We start from the raw sequence: 13,574 nt of genomic DNA on the forward strand, positions 1-13,574 counted from the left end.
ACGATCAACCGGCCAACACGTTGTTCAGGGTTTTGATCAGGGTGTCTTCATCGACCGGTTTGGTCAGGTAGTCCTTGGCGCCCTGGCGCGTGCCCCAGACTTTGTCGGTTTCTTGATCCTTGGTGGTGATGATAATCACCGGAATGTGCCCGGTTTCCGGGTCTTTGGTCAGCTGACGGGTCGCCTGGAAACCATTGAGGCCGGGCATGACGATATCCATCAGCACCGCGTCGGGTTTTTCCTGGCGGGCCAGGGCAACGCCGTCGGCGCCGTTTTCGGCTTTCAACACCTCATGACCGTGCTTTTCGAGCATGCCGGTCAGTTTGTACATTTCAGTCGGCGAGTCATCGACGATCAGAATACGTGCCATGGTCTTCCCCATTCTTGTCGACACCGGGCCCCATGGCCGAGCGTCACTGTGCGTGTCCTACTGCGGCGAAACAGCGGCGAAGCCCGGTACATGAGCCCGAATCGCGTTCAACAGCTCTTCCTTGCTGAAAGGCTTGGTCAAAAACTGGTCGGAGCCAACGATCCGCCCCTTGGCCTTGTCGAACAACCCGTCCCTGGACGACAGCATAATCACTGGCGTGGACTTGAACGCACTGTTGTTCTTGATTAAAGCGCAGGTCTGATAGCCATCCAGACGCGGCATCATGATGTCGACAAAGATGATGCCGGGGTGATTGTCGGCAATCTTGGCCAGGGCATCAAAACCATCGATTGCGGTGATGACTTCACAGCCCACATTTTTCAACAGCGTTTCGGCGGTGCGACGAATCGTTTTCGAATCATCGATCACCATGACCTTCAAGGCGCTGGAATGCTGTTCCATAGGGGCTCTACCGTCGCCTTTGTGAATCAATTTGTCTGTTTACGGCTCATTGATGGCTCGAAACCCTTATTGATCAAGGGCCGAGCCTTTTTAGCACAGTCTCCCCCTCCAATCTATCGGACGACCCTGGCGGAGGTTTTTCCTTGACCGGGAACACGCTCAGCGCCACTCTGACGCCACTTTTTCACCACACTTTCCACCCCAATTTCGAGGAAAACCCCATGAGCGTTCGCGTCGGGATTGTCATGGACCCTATCGCCAGCATCTCCTATAAAAAGGATAGCTCGCTGGCCATGCTGCTGGCCGCGCAAAAGCGTGGCTGGGAACTGTTCTATATGGAACAGCGCGACTTGTATCAGGCCGAAGGCGAGGCTCGCGGGCGGATGCGTCCGCTGAAGGTGTTCGCCAACCCGGAAAAATGGTTTGAACTGGGCGCCGAAAGCGACGCGCTGCTGAGCGACCTGGACGTGATCCTGATGCGCAAGGATCCGCCGTTCGACATGGAATTCGTCTATTCCACGTATTTGCTGGAACAAGCGGAAAATGCCGGCGTACTGGTGGTCAACAAGCCGCAAAGCCTGCGTGACTGCAACGAAAAGCTGTTCGCCACGCTGTTCCCGCAGTGCACGCCGCCGACCATCGTCAGCCGTCGCCCGGACGTGTTGCGTGAGTTCGCCGACCATCACGGTGACGTGATCCTCAAGCCGCTGGACGGCATGGGCGGCTCGTCGATCTTCCGTCACACCGCTGGCCACCCGAACCTGTCGGTGATCCTCGAAACCCTGACCTTGCATGGCCGTCAGCAGATCATGATCCAGGGTTACTTGCCGGCGATCATTGATGGCGACAAACGCATCCTGATGATCGACGGCGAGCCGGTGGATTACTGCTTGGCCCGGATTCCCGCGCTCGGTGAAACCCGTGGCAACCTCGCCGCCGGTGGCCGTGGCGAAGCCCGACCGCTGACCGAGAAAGATCGCTGGATCGCCGCGCAAGTCGGCCCGACCCTGCGCGAGAAGGGTTTGCTGTTCGTCGGTCTCGACGTGATCGGTGAGCATCTGACCGAGATCAACGTCACCAGCCCGACCTGCATTCGCGAGATCGATAACGCGTTCGGCACCGACATTGGTGGCCTTCTGATGGATGCCATCGATCAGAAGCTCAAGACTCGTTGATCGAGAACAGCCAAGAAGCAACCAACATTGCGTTATCATCCCCGGCTTGTAAAAAACGCGATGTTGGTTTTCTTGTTATGACACTCCCGTCCGATCTGCCCCCTGAACTCGCCCATCATGGCGTGCGTCCAGCTGATCGCCTCGGTTTTACTCTGTTTCTGGCGGCGCTGATTCACCTGGCCTTGCTGTTGGGCGTCGGGTTCTCCATGGTCGAACCCCAGCAAATCAGCAAAACCCTGGAAATCACCCTCGCCACTTTCAAAAGCGAAAAGAAGCCGGAAAAAGCTGACTTTCTCGCCCAGGAAAATCAGCAAGGCAGCGGCACCCTGGAGAAAAAGGCGATTCCCAAGACCACCGAGGTCGCGCCCTTCCAGGACAACAAGGTACAGAAGGTCACCCCGCCGCCCGCTGCCAAACCTCAAGTGCAGGAAGCCGCGCCCAAGGCGTCTGTGACCACCGTCGCGCCGAAGCCGAAAAAAGCCGCAACCAAGACTGAAGAACCCAAGCCCCTGACCAAACCCCAAGTGGCGGCACCGACGTTCGACAGCGCGCAACTGTCCAGCGACATCGCCAGCCTGGAAGCGGAACTGGCCAGCGAACAACAGCTGTACGCCAAGCGCCCGCGCATTCACCGTTTGAGCGCCGCATCGACCATGCGCGACAAAGGCGCCTGGTACAAAGATGAATGGCGCAAGAAGGTCGAGCGCATCGGCAACCTCAACTACCCCGACGAGGCTCGGCGCAAACAGATTTACGGTAATTTGCGCCTGATGGTCTCGATCAACCGCGACGGCTCGCTGTATGAAGTGCTGGTGCTGGAATCGTCCGGCCAGCCGCTGCTGGACCAGGCGGCGCAGCGCATCGTAAGGCTGGCGGCGCCGTTTTCACCGTTCACCGGGGATCTGTCGGACATTGACCGCCTGGAAATCATCCGCACCTGGAAGTTTGCGCGTGGGGACCGGTTATCCAGTAATTGACCGATTGGTTTGTGGTGATTGAGCCGCCGCCTTCGCGGGCAAGCCTCGCTCCTACAGGTCATGCGCCATTTTCAAAGTGCATACCAAACCTGTAGGAGCGAGCGGGCGGCGATCCGACTTGCCCGCGAAGAGGCCCTCAAGCAAAACCACATCAAAAAGACACTCACCCAGCCATTTCCTGTGCATCCCCGGCTTGTCAGTTCGCCCCTCCAACGCCACACTAGCGCTCATGAAGAACGTCAGCCCCAGCTACCTCAAGCATCACTTCCTGATCGCCATGCCTCATATGGCCGACCCGAACTTTGCGCACACCTTGACCTACATCGTCGAGCACACGGCCAATGGTGCCATGGGGCTGGTGGTCAACCGTCCGCAGGACCTGAACCTGGCCGACATCCTCGAGCAATTGCGCCCCGATATCGAGCCGCCGGTGCTCTGCCAGCATGTGCCGATCTTTATCGGTGGCCCGGTGCAAACCGATCGCGGTTTTGTCCTGCACCCGTCGGGAAAAACCTATCAGGCGACCGTTGATCTGGACGGCGAGTTATCCCTGTCGACCTCCCAGGACGTGCTGTTCGCCATCGCCGATGGCGTCGGCCCCGCGAAAAGTGTGATCACCCTCGGTTACGCCGGTTGGGAAGCCGGGCAACTGGAAGCCGAACTGGCTGACAACGCCTGGCTGACTTGCCCGTTCCACGCCGACATCCTGTTCAACACCAGCAGCGAATTGCGCCTTGAAGCGGCGGCCAGACATCTGGGTATCAATCTCAGTTTGCTCACCAGTCAGGCGGGGCACGCCTGATGGCCCTGCGGCTGATTTTGGGTTTCGACTACGGCACTAAACAGATCGGCGTTGCGGTCGGCCAGGTGATTACCGGCCAGGCCCGCGAGCTGTGCACCTTGAAAGCGCAAAACGGTATTCCCGACTGGAATCAGGTCGAAGCCCTGATTAAAGAGTGGAAACCCGACGCTGTGGTAGTCGGTCTGCCGCTGAACATGGACGGCACGCCGAGCGACATGTGCCTGCGCGCCGAGAAGTTTGCCCGGCGCCTGAACGGCCGTTACAACCTGCCTTTCTATACTCACGACGAGCGCCTGACCACCTTCGAGGCCAAGGGTGAACGCCTGGTCCGTGGCGGCCAGAAAGGCAGTTACCGCGACAACCCGGTCGATGCCATCGCCGCCGCGCTGCTGTTGCAAGGCTGGCTCGACGAAAACACCGCGCTGTTCGAATCCTGACCGCATTTAATTCTGAAGAGCCGCTGCGGCGTCTCCCTTGGCGACAACCCGAGCCACCACTCAAGCAGCATCCGGCTCGGGACAAAGAAAGGAGCAAACCATGAGCCTGCCCAATCCCGCCGAACTGATCAGCCAGATGGCGATCCGTCTCAAGGCTTATCTGGAAAACCGTGGCATCACCGAACCACGCTACATCGGCATTCGGACCGGTGGCGTCTGGGTCGCGCAGGCGTTGCTCGATGAACTGGGCAGCGATTCGCCCTTGGGCACCCTGGACGTTTCGTTCTACCGCGATGACTTCAGCCAGAATGGCCTGCACCCACAAGTACGCCCATCGGCGCTGCCGTTCGAGATCGAAGGCCAGCATCTGGTGCTGATCGATGACGTGTTGATGAGCGGTCGGACCATCCGCGCCGCGATGAACGAACTCTTCGACTACGGCCGCCCGGCGAGCGTGACGCTGGTGTGCCTGCTGGACCTGGACGCCGGTGAGTTGCCGATCCGCCCGAACGTGGTCGGCGCGACCCTGTCGCTGGCGGCCCACGAACGAGTGAAACTGTCCGGCCCGGAACTCAAGCTCGAACTTCAAGACCTCGCCCTTTAATTTGCCCTATTGAGAGTCCCCCTCGCGATGACGCCTCTAGAAACCAAGCGCCCGCTGCAGCTCAATGATCAGGGCCAGCTGCGCCACTTCCTCTCGCTCGACGGTTTGCGCCGCGAGCTGCTGACGGAAATCCTCGACACCGCCGACTCGTTCCTCGAAGTCGGCGCCCGGGCGGTGAAGAAAGTCCCGTTGCTGCGCGGCAAGACCGTGTGCAACGTGTTCTTCGAGAACTCCACCCGCACCCGCACCACCTTCGAACTGGCAGCCCAGCGGCTGTCGGCGGACGTGATCACCCTGAACGTGTCCACGTCGTCGGCGAGCAAGGGCGAAACCCTGCTCGACACCCTGCGCAACCTGGAAGCCATGGCCGCCGACATGTTCGTCGTGCGCCACGGTGATTCCGGCGCGGCGCACTTCATCGCCGAGCATGTCTGCCCGCAAGTGGCGATCATCAACGGTGGCGACGGCCGTCATGCCCACCCGACCCAGGGCATGCTCGACATGCTCACCATCCGTCGGCACAAGGGCGGCTTCGAGAATCTCTCGGTGGCTATCGTCGGCGACATCCTGCACTCGCGGGTGGCGCGCTCGAACATGCTGGCCCTGAAAACCCTCGGCTGCCCGGACATCCGCGTGATCGCGCCGAAAACCCTGCTGCCGATCGGCATCGAGCAATACGGCGTGAAGGTCTACACCGACATGACCGAAGGCCTGAAAGACGTCGACGTGGTGATCATGCTGCGCCTGCAGCGTGAGCGTATGACCGGTGGCCTGCTGCCGAGCGAAGGTGAGTTCTACCGCCTGTTCGGCCTGACCACCGCGCGTCTGGCCGGAGCCAAACCGGATTGCATCGTCATGCACCCGGGGCCGATCAACCGTGGGGTGGAAATTGAGTCGGCGGTGGCCGACGGTCCGCACTCGGTGATCCTCAACCAGGTGACCTACGGCATCGCCATTCGTATGGCCGTGTTGTCCATGGCCATGAGCGGGCAAACTGCCCAGCGCCAATTCGAGCAGGAGAACGCCCAGTGAAGCTCAGCATTCTCGGCGCACGCGTGATCGATCCGGCCAGCGGCCTGGATCAAGTGACTGATATCCACGTTGAAGCCTGCAAGATCGTCGCCTTTGGCGCCGCTCCGGCCGGTTTCGTTGCAGTAGACACCATCGACGCCAAGGGTCTGGTGGCGGCCCCGGGTCTGGTTGACCTGAACGTCGCCCTGCGCGAGCCGGGCTACAGCCGCAAAGGCTCGATCGCCAGCGAAACCCGCGCCGCTGCTGCCGGTGGTGTGACCAGCCTGTGCTGCCCACCGAAAACCAAACCGGTGTTGGACACCTCGGCTGTGGCCGAACTGATCCTCGACCGCGCCCGCGAAGCCGGCAACACCAAAGTCTTCCCGATCGGCGCCTTGAGCAAAGGCCTGGACGGCGAACAGTTGGCCGAACTGGTCGCCTTGCGCGATGCCGGTTGTGTGGCCTTCGGCAACGGTCTGGAGAGCTTTCGCAACACCCGCACCCTGTGCCGGGCGCTGGAATACGCGGCGACGTTCGACCTGACGGTGATTTTCAATTCGCAGGACCATGATCTGGCCGAAGGCGGCCTGGCTCACGAAGGTCCGACTGCGAGTTTCCTCGGTTTGCCGGGCATTCCGGAAACCGCCGAAACCGTGGCCCTGGCCCGGGATCTGCTGCTGGTCGAGCAAAGCGGCGTGCGTGCGCACTTCAGCCAGCTCACCAGCGCCCGCGGTGTGGCGCTGATCGCTCAGGCCCAAGCCCGTGGCCTGAAGGTCACGGCGGACGTGGCGTTGTATCAGCTGATCCTCACCGACGAAGCGCTGATCGACTTCAGCAGCCTCTATCACGTCCAGCCGCCGCTGCGCACTCGTGCGGACCGCGATGGCCTGCGGGCAGCGGTGAAGTCGGGGGTGGTGTCAGCCATCTCCAGCCATCACCAGCCCCATGAACGCGATGCCAAACTGGCGCCGTTCGGTGCTACCGAACCGGGCATCAGCAGCGTTGAACTGCTGCTGCCGCTGGCGATGACCTTGGTGGAAGACGGTTTGCTCGACTTGCCGACGCTGCTCGCACGCTTGGGCGCAGGTCCTGCCGAAGCGTTGCGTCTGCCAGCGGGCAAGCTGGCGGTGGGGGGGCCTGCAGATATCGTACTGTTCGACCCAGCGGCCTCGACTGTGGTCGGTGAAACCTGGCTGTCCAAGGGCGAAAACTGCCCGTTCATTGGCCATAGCTTGCCGGGTGTGGTGCGCTATACGTTGGTGGATGGGCGGATCAGCTACCAGGTGTAAAACCTGTGGCGAGGAGGCTTGTCGGAACGCCGCACCGCCCCGTTGATCATTCCCACGCTCTGCGTGGGAATGCAGCCCGGGACGCTCCGCGTCCCTTCCGAAGCGGACGCGGAGCGTCCATTTGAGGCATTCCCACGCAGAGCGTGGGAACGATCATCAGCGGTTCTGCGCGTTGCGAATCGACACCTGGTCATTCAACGTCCAGAAGTCATATAACACTCCCAGAAAGAACACCCCGCCCGTCACCAGGTACAGCAACCCGCTGATCCATTTTCCCTGATACATCCGGTGCACACCGAACACCCCGAGAAACGTCAGCAGAATCCACGCAATGTTGTATTCGATGGGGCCGGCGGTAAAGCGCAGGTCCGCTTCACGATCCATGGCCGGGATCAGGAACACGTCGATCAGCCAGCCAATACCCAGTAAACCGAGGGTAAAAAACCAGATCGTCCCGGTCACCGGTTTGCCGTAATAGAAGCGATGCGCCCCGGTAAAACCGAAAATCCACAGCAGGTAACCGATCACTTTGCTGTGTGTGTCTTGCTCTGAAATGGGATGTCGATAGGTGTTCATGGATGACCTCGAATCACACGATAGAGAAATATTCTTGAATTCTTTGTGACTTTTTTACAGATGACCGACATACGGCAAATGCTACCTTCACTTCTGTCAAAGCCTTGTAATGCCTGACTTTTGTCAGACAACTCAGGTCAATTTTGCTGCTTTTTAGTTCCGCGGCCCTCAGTCTGAATCGACCAATGGCCTCGGAAGGGCCAAAAAAGCTGTTATAAAGTTGCGCGTTCACCCATATGAGCCTTGCCTAATGCGTCCATTTTTCAAGACATGGCTAACCATTTGCCTATTATTGCCCCTGGCCGCCCACGCCACCAATCGTGAGCAACGTCTTCCTAACGTTAATGGTTACACCCCAAAATCCCATGTTTCTGCTACTTCGAGCAAAAACAAACAAACAGTAAAACGCTCCAGCCAACTGAGCAGCGTAAACAGCAAGCTAGTCCCGCCGATGGCGACCAAGGAAAGCAGCAACGTGCTGAGCCGCGCGGTAAACGTGCTCGGTACACCTTATCGTTGGGGTGGCAGCAGCCCAAGTAAAGGGTTCGATTGCAGCGGTCTGGTGAAATACGCGTTCAACGACGCCACGTTTGACTTGCCCCGTACCTCGAACGCCATGGCCAGTGGTCATGGCGAGAAAGTCGATCGCAACGATCTGAAACCAGGCGACCTGATTTTCTTCAACATCAAGAGCCGTCGGGTCAATCACGTTGCCATCTACCTGGGCAACGACCGCTTCATCCACGCACCACGCCGTGGCAAGTCGGTGACCATCGATACCCTGAAGAAACCGTACTGGGAAAGCCATTACGTGGTTGCCAAGCGGGTCCTGCCGAAAGAACAGAACGCATTGCGGGTTGTTCAGCGTTGATTCGACACTGATCATTCCCACGCTCTGCGTGGGAATGCAGCCCGGGACGCTCCGCGTCCCCTGCCAAAGCGGACGCGGAGCGTCCATTGAGGCATTCCCACGCAGAGCGTGGGAACGATCAACTTCCTGTCAGAAGTTATCCGGCGACCGGGCTTTTTCCCGCGCGTGTTCGCGGCTGATCACGCCCTTGGTCACCAGCTCCTTCAGGCACATATCCAGTGTCTGCATCCCCAGCGACCCTCCGGTCTGAATCGACGAATACATCTGCGCCACCTTGTCTTCGCGGATCAGGTTACGGATCGCCGAAGTGCCGAGCATGATTTCGTGCGCGGCAATCCGCCCGCCGCCGATTTTCTTGATCAACGTCTGCGACACCACCGCCAGCAACGACTCGGAGAGCATTGAACGCACCATCGATTTCTCGTCGCCCGGAAACACGTCCACCACGCGATCGATGGTTTTCGCCGCCGACGTGGTGTGCAACGTGCCGAATACCAGGTGACCCGTTTCGGCGGCGGTCAATGCCAGCCGAATCGTCTCCAGGTCACGCATTTCCCCTACCAGAATCACGTCCGGGTCTTCGCGAAGGGCCGAGCGCAGGGCCGTGGCGAAGCTGCGGGTATCGCGATGGACTTCGCGCTGATTGATCAGGCATTTGCGCGATTCGTGGACGAACTCGATGGGGTCTTCGATGGTGAGAATGTGGTGATGGCGATGGTTGTTCAGGTAATCGATCATCGCCGCCAGCGTGGTGGACTTGCCTGAACCGGTCGGGCCGGTCACCAGCACCAAGCCCCGGGGCGCTTCGGTTATCTTGCGAAACACTTCCCCCATGCCCAGGTCGTCCATGCTCAGGACCTTGGACGGGATGGTCCGGAATACCGCCCCCGCACCACGATTCTGGTTGAAGGCATTGACCCGAAAACGCGCCACGCCGGGCACTTCGAAGGAAAAGTCGGTTTCAAGATGCTTCTCGAAGTCCACTCGCTGGAGGTCGTTCATGATGTCGTAGATCAGCTCATGCACCTCCTTGTGGTCCAGAGCCGGCAGGTTGATACGCCGCACATCGCCGTCGACACGGATCATCGGTGGCAGGCCGGCAGACAGGTGCAGGTCGGACGCGCCCTGTTTGGCGCTGAAAGCCAGCAGCTCAGTGATATCCATAGCGCTCCTCAATTCCAGTAGAATGCCGCGAACCTTCAGACCGCTGGCGCCTCTTGATGTCCACGATAGCAGACAACATCCTTCAGGTTAGTTCGCGCATCCAGGCAGCGGCCAAAGCTGCCCGTCGCGACGAACACACCATCCAGCTACTGGCCGTGAGCAAGACCAAACCCGCCGAGGCCTTGCGTGAAGCGTATGCCGCCGGCCTGCGCGATTTTGGCGAGAACTACCTGCAGGAAGCGCTGAGCAAACAGCTCGAATTGGCCGACCTGCCCTTGATCTGGCACTTCATCGGCCCCATTCAATCGAACAAGACTCGCGCTATCGCCGAGCATTTCGACTGGGTGCATTCCGTGGATCGCTTGAAAATCGCACAACGCCTGTCCGAACAACGCCCTGCCGATTTGCCTCCATTGAACATCTGCATCCAGGTCAACGTCAGTGGTGAAGCCAGCAAGTCCGGCTGCACCCCGGCCGATTTGCCCGCACTGGCCACTGCCATCAGCGCTCTACCGCATCTGAAATTGCGCGGGCTGATGGCGATTCCTGAGCCGACTGAAGATCGCGCCGCCCAGGATGCAGCCTTTGCTGCCGTGCAGAGCCTGCAAGCCAGCCTGAATCTGCCACTCGACACACTTTCCATGGGCATGAGCCACGACCTCGAGTCGGCCATTGCCATGGGCGCCACTTGGGTCCGTATCGGTACGGCCCTGTTTGGTGCCCGCGACTACCACCAGCCTTGAAACAATGGCTGACACCACTCTTTACAAGGACCTGACATGAGCAAGACTCGTATTGCCTTTATCGGTGCCGGCAACATGGCCGCCAGCCTGATCGGCGGCCTGCGCGCCAAAGGTCTGGACGCCGCGCAGATCCGCGCCAGCGATCCGGGTGAAGAAACCCGTGCCCGCGTGAGCGCCGAACACGGCATCGAAATGTTTGCCGACAACGCCCAAGCCATTGAGGGCGTGGACGTGATCGTGCTGGCGGTCAAACCCCAGGCGATGAAAACCGTTTGTGAAGCCATTCGCCCAAGCCTCAAGCCGAATCAACTGGTGGTCTCGATTGCGGCCGGCATCACCTGCGCCAGCATGAACAACTGGCTTGGCGCCCAGCCTATTGTGCGCTGCATGCCCAACACCCCGGCGCTGCTGCGTCAGGGCGTGAGCGGTTTGTTCGCCACCCGCGAAGTGAGCGCCGCACAGCGCCAGCAAGCGGAAGAGCTGCTGTCGGCGGTTGGCATCGCCCTGTGGCTGGACGAAGAACAGCAACTGGACGCGGTCACCGCCGTTTCCGGCTCGGGCCCTGCGTATTTCTTCCTGCTGATCGAAGCCATGACCGCCGCTGGCGTGAAGCTCGGTCTGCCAGCGGACATTGCCGCACAACTGACCGTGCAAACCGCGTTGGGCGCAGCACACATGGCGGTCGCCAGTGATGTCGACGCGGCAGAATTGCGTCGCCGCGTGACCTCGCCTGCGGGCACCACCGAAGCGGCGATCAAGTCCTTCCAGGCCGACGGATTCGAAGCCCTGGTCGAAAAAGCACTCGGCGCCGCTGCGCACCGCTCGGCCGAAATGGCCGAGCAACTGGGTCGCTAATCAGCTCTTACAAAGGAATTCAACGATGCTCGGACTCAATGACGCTGCCATTTTCATAATCAAGACCTTGGGCAGCCTGTACCTGCTGATCGTGCTGTTGCGCTTCATTCTGCAATTGGTTCGGGCGAATTTTTACAACCCGCTCTGCCAGTTCATCGTGAAGGCCACTCAACCGCTGCTCAAGCCTCTGCGCCGGGTAATCCCGAGCATGTTCGGGCTGGACATGTCGTCACTGGTACTGGCGCTGATCGTGCAGATGGTGCTAATAGCCGTCATCCTGCTGCTCAAAGGCTTCGAGGTCGATTTGCTGCTTTTGGTGCCTTGGGCATTGATCGCAATCTTCTCGCTGTTTCTGAGTGTGCTGTTCTACGCAATGATCATCAGTGTGATTCTGTCCTGGGTCGCCCCGGGCAGCCACAATCCGGGCGCAGAACTGGTCGCGCAGATTACTGAACCGGTACTCGCCCCGTTCCGCCGGATCATTCCAAACCTGGGCGGCCTCGACATCTCGCCGATCTTCGCGTTTATCGCGATCCAGCTGGTGCAAAGCTGGCTGATCCCACGTCTTGCGTACTATGCCCTCATGCCTCAGGGACTGCTCGGGCTGATCTGATGAGCTACTTTCGCTGGGACGGTGATGATCTGATTCTGGAATGTCACCTGCAACCGGCGGCCCGCAGCGATGATTTCTGCGGGCTGCATGGCGATCGATTAAAGATTCGCCTGACGGCGCCACCGGTTGAAGGCAAGGCCAATGCGTACCTGATGGCATTTTTGGCCAAGGCGTTCGGGGTTTCCAAGAGTCAGGTGAGTTTGATCAGCGGAGAGCTGAACCGGCAGAAGCGGGTGCGGATTTGTTCGCCGAAGAAGCTGCCGGATTTGCCCGATCTGGTGCGCCCATCAGGTTGACCTATGATCGTTCCCACGCTTCGCGTGGGAATGCAGTCCGGGACGCTCCGCGTCCCTGCCCAAGCGGACGCAGAGCGTCCATTGAGGCATTCCCACGCGGAGCGTGGTAACGATCATAGGTCGTCGCTTGCTGCTACGGGCAGCGGTCTTTAGACTTACGCCTCATTTCAATGAGAGCAGGGTCGATGCCAGCTGCCTTCCCCCCCGATTCTGTTGGTCTAGTGACGCCGCAAGTGGCGCACTTCAGTGAACCCCTGGCCTTGGCCTGCGGACGTTCGCTGCCCGCTTATGACCTGATCTACGAAACCTACGGCACGCTGAACACTACGGCGAGCAACGCCGTGCTGATCTGCCACGCCTTGTCCGGTCACCATCACGCCGCCGGCTTCCACAGCCCCAACGACCGCAAACCCGGTTGGTGGGACAGCTGCATCGGCCCCGGCAAGCCGATCGACACCAACAAGTTCTTCGTGGTCAGCCTGAATAATCTCGGCGGATGCAACGGTTCCACCGGCCCCAGCAGCATCAATCCGGAAACCGGCAAGCCATTCGGTGCCGATTTCCCGGTCCTGACCGTGGAAGACTGGGTGCACAGCCAGGCGCGTCTCGCCGACTTGCTCGGCATTCGCCAATGGGCGGCGGTGATCGGCGGCAGCCTCGGCGGCATGCAAGCCTTGCAGTGGACCATCACCTACCCGGACCGCGTACGGCACTGCCTGGCGATCGCTTCGGCACCGAAACTGTCGGCACAGAACATCGCGTTCAACGAAGTCGCCCGCCAGGCAATCCTCACCGACCCGGAATTCCACGGCGGCTCGTTCCAGGAAGCGGGCGTGATCCCCAAGCGCGGGCTGATGCTGGCGCGAATGGTCGGGCACATCACGTACCTGTCCGACGACTCCATGGGCGAGAAATTCGGTCGCGGCCTGAAGAGCGAAAAGCTTAACTACGACTTCCACAGCGTCGAGTTCCAGGTCGAAAGCTACCTGCGGTATCAGGGCGAGGAGTTTTCCGGACGTTTCGACGCCAACACCTACCTGCTGATGACCAAGGCGCTGGACTACTTCGACCCGGCGGCGAACTTCGACGATGACCTGGCGAAAACCTTCGCCGGCGCCACGGCCAGGTTCTGCGTGATGTCTTTCACCACGGACTGGCGCTTCTCCCCTGCCCGCTCGCGGGAACTGGTCGACGCGCTGATGGCGGCCAGAAAAGATGTCTGCTACCTGGAGATCGATGCCCCGCAAGGCCACGACGCCTTCCTGATTCCGATCCCGCGTTATTTGCAGGCTTTCAGCAATTACATGAACCGTATAGCGTTTTGAGGAA

General features: G+C 59.9%; 17 protein-coding genes. 13 read left to right on the forward strand and 4 right to left on the reverse strand.

Features of this window, described 5'->3' with window-relative positions:
• Nucleotides 1-4: 4 nt before the first annotated feature.
• Nucleotides 5-370 carry a twitching motility response regulator PilH gene (pilH, locus tag LOY56_RS24820; protein WP_007897961.1) on the reverse strand — a complete coding sequence of 122 codons (366 nt, stop codon included), beginning with the start codon at nucleotides 368-370 and terminating at the stop codon, nucleotides 5-7.
• A gap of 57 nt (nucleotides 371-427) precedes the next feature.
• Nucleotides 428-832: a twitching motility response regulator PilG gene (gene pilG, locus LOY56_RS24825; protein ID WP_258617861.1), complete on the reverse strand. Its 405-nt coding sequence runs from the start codon at nucleotides 830-832 to the stop codon at nucleotides 428-430.
• Between the two features lie 221 nt (nucleotides 833-1,053).
• Here pilG and gshB point away from each other — a divergent pair, with 221 nt between their 5' ends.
• The 7 genes from gshB to LOY56_RS24860 all read left to right on the forward strand — a co-directional run bounded on the left by gshB (nucleotide 1,054) and on the right by LOY56_RS24860 (nucleotide 7,127).
• A complete protein-coding gene (gshB, locus tag LOY56_RS24830) occupies nucleotides 1,054-2,007 on the forward strand; it encodes a glutathione synthase (protein WP_258617864.1) in 954 nt (317 codons plus the stop codon).
• A gap of 77 nt (nucleotides 2,008-2,084) precedes the next feature.
• Nucleotides 2,085-2,984 carry an energy transducer TonB gene (locus tag LOY56_RS24835; RefSeq protein ID WP_258617866.1) on the forward strand — a complete coding sequence of 300 codons (900 nt, stop codon included), beginning with the start codon at nucleotides 2,085-2,087 and terminating at the stop codon, nucleotides 2,982-2,984.
• A gap of 229 nt (nucleotides 2,985-3,213) precedes the next feature.
• Nucleotides 3,214-3,786 (forward strand): YqgE/AlgH family protein, encoded by a 573-nt coding sequence (locus LOY56_RS24840; RefSeq protein WP_258617867.1) that lies wholly within the window; start codon nucleotides 3,214-3,216, stop codon nucleotides 3,784-3,786.
• Nucleotides 3,786-4,223: a Holliday junction resolvase RuvX gene (gene ruvX, locus LOY56_RS24845; RefSeq protein WP_007897947.1), complete on the forward strand. Its 438-nt coding sequence runs from the start codon at nucleotides 3,786-3,788 to the stop codon at nucleotides 4,221-4,223. Before LOY56_RS24840 ends, ruvX begins: the two co-directional genes overlap by 1 nt.
• A gap of 100 nt (nucleotides 4,224-4,323) precedes the next feature.
• Nucleotides 4,324-4,827 carry a bifunctional pyr operon transcriptional regulator/uracil phosphoribosyltransferase PyrR gene (gene pyrR, locus LOY56_RS24850; protein WP_258617870.1) on the forward strand — a complete coding sequence of 168 codons (504 nt, stop codon included), beginning with the start codon at nucleotides 4,324-4,326 and terminating at the stop codon, nucleotides 4,825-4,827.
• Between the two features lie 27 nt (nucleotides 4,828-4,854).
• The gene (locus tag LOY56_RS24855; RefSeq protein ID WP_007897943.1) at nucleotides 4,855-5,859 is read left to right on the forward strand and encodes an aspartate carbamoyltransferase catalytic subunit; all 1,005 of its coding nucleotides are present in this window, start codon (nucleotides 4,855-4,857) and stop codon (nucleotides 5,857-5,859) included.
• A complete protein-coding gene (locus LOY56_RS24860) occupies nucleotides 5,856-7,127 on the forward strand; it encodes a dihydroorotase (RefSeq protein ID WP_258617871.1) in 1,272 nt (423 codons plus the stop codon). The genes LOY56_RS24855 and LOY56_RS24860 overlap by 4 nt, the downstream gene beginning before the upstream one ends.
• 156 nt (nucleotides 7,128-7,283) lie before the next feature.
• On the opposite strand, the gene LOY56_RS24865 is transcribed toward LOY56_RS24860, so the two are convergent.
• The gene (locus LOY56_RS24865) at nucleotides 7,284-7,703 is read right to left on the reverse strand and encodes a TM2 domain-containing protein (RefSeq protein ID WP_258617872.1); all 420 of its coding nucleotides are present in this window, start codon (nucleotides 7,701-7,703) and stop codon (nucleotides 7,284-7,286) included.
• Between the two features lie 250 nt (nucleotides 7,704-7,953).
• Between LOY56_RS24865 and LOY56_RS24870 the strand changes: the two genes are divergently transcribed.
• Nucleotides 7,954-8,574: a C40 family peptidase gene (locus LOY56_RS24870; RefSeq protein WP_258617873.1), complete on the forward strand. Its 621-nt coding sequence runs from the start codon at nucleotides 7,954-7,956 to the stop codon at nucleotides 8,572-8,574.
• Between the two features lie 129 nt (nucleotides 8,575-8,703).
• Here LOY56_RS24870 and LOY56_RS24875 read toward each other — a convergent pair whose 3' ends face one another.
• Nucleotides 8,704-9,738, reverse strand: coding sequence for a type IV pilus twitching motility protein PilT (locus tag LOY56_RS24875; protein WP_007897938.1), 1,035 nt, complete (start codon nucleotides 9,736-9,738; stop codon nucleotides 8,704-8,706).
• A gap of 56 nt (nucleotides 9,739-9,794) precedes the next feature.
• Here LOY56_RS24875 and LOY56_RS24880 point away from each other — a divergent pair, with 56 nt between their 5' ends.
• The 5 genes from LOY56_RS24880 (at nucleotide 9,795) to LOY56_RS24900 (ending at nucleotide 13,570) form a co-directional block, all read left to right on the forward strand.
• A complete protein-coding gene (locus LOY56_RS24880; RefSeq protein ID WP_258617882.1) occupies nucleotides 9,795-10,481 on the forward strand; it encodes a YggS family pyridoxal phosphate-dependent enzyme in 687 nt (228 codons plus the stop codon).
• A 36-nt stretch (nucleotides 10,482-10,517) separates the two neighbouring features.
• Nucleotides 10,518-11,336, forward strand: coding sequence for a pyrroline-5-carboxylate reductase (gene proC, locus LOY56_RS24885; protein ID WP_258617884.1), 819 nt, complete (start codon nucleotides 10,518-10,520; stop codon nucleotides 11,334-11,336).
• Between the two features lie 25 nt (nucleotides 11,337-11,361).
• Nucleotides 11,362-11,949, forward strand: coding sequence for a YggT family protein (locus tag LOY56_RS24890; RefSeq protein WP_095052523.1), 588 nt, complete (start codon nucleotides 11,362-11,364; stop codon nucleotides 11,947-11,949).
• Entirely contained in the window at nucleotides 11,949-12,245 is a 297-nt protein-coding gene (locus LOY56_RS24895) for a DUF167 domain-containing protein (protein WP_258617891.1), read from the forward strand. Before LOY56_RS24890 ends, LOY56_RS24895 begins: the two co-directional genes overlap by 1 nt.
• Before the next feature lie 185 nt (nucleotides 12,246-12,430).
• Nucleotides 12,431-13,570: a homoserine O-acetyltransferase gene (locus LOY56_RS24900; RefSeq protein WP_258617893.1), complete on the forward strand. Its 1,140-nt coding sequence runs from the start codon at nucleotides 12,431-12,433 to the stop codon at nucleotides 13,568-13,570.
• Nucleotides 13,571-13,574 lie beyond the last annotated feature (4 nt).

The organism is Pseudomonas sp. B21-048 (assembly GCF_024748615.1).
GTDB lineage: Bacteria > Pseudomonadota > Gammaproteobacteria > Pseudomonadales > Pseudomonadaceae > Aquipseudomonas.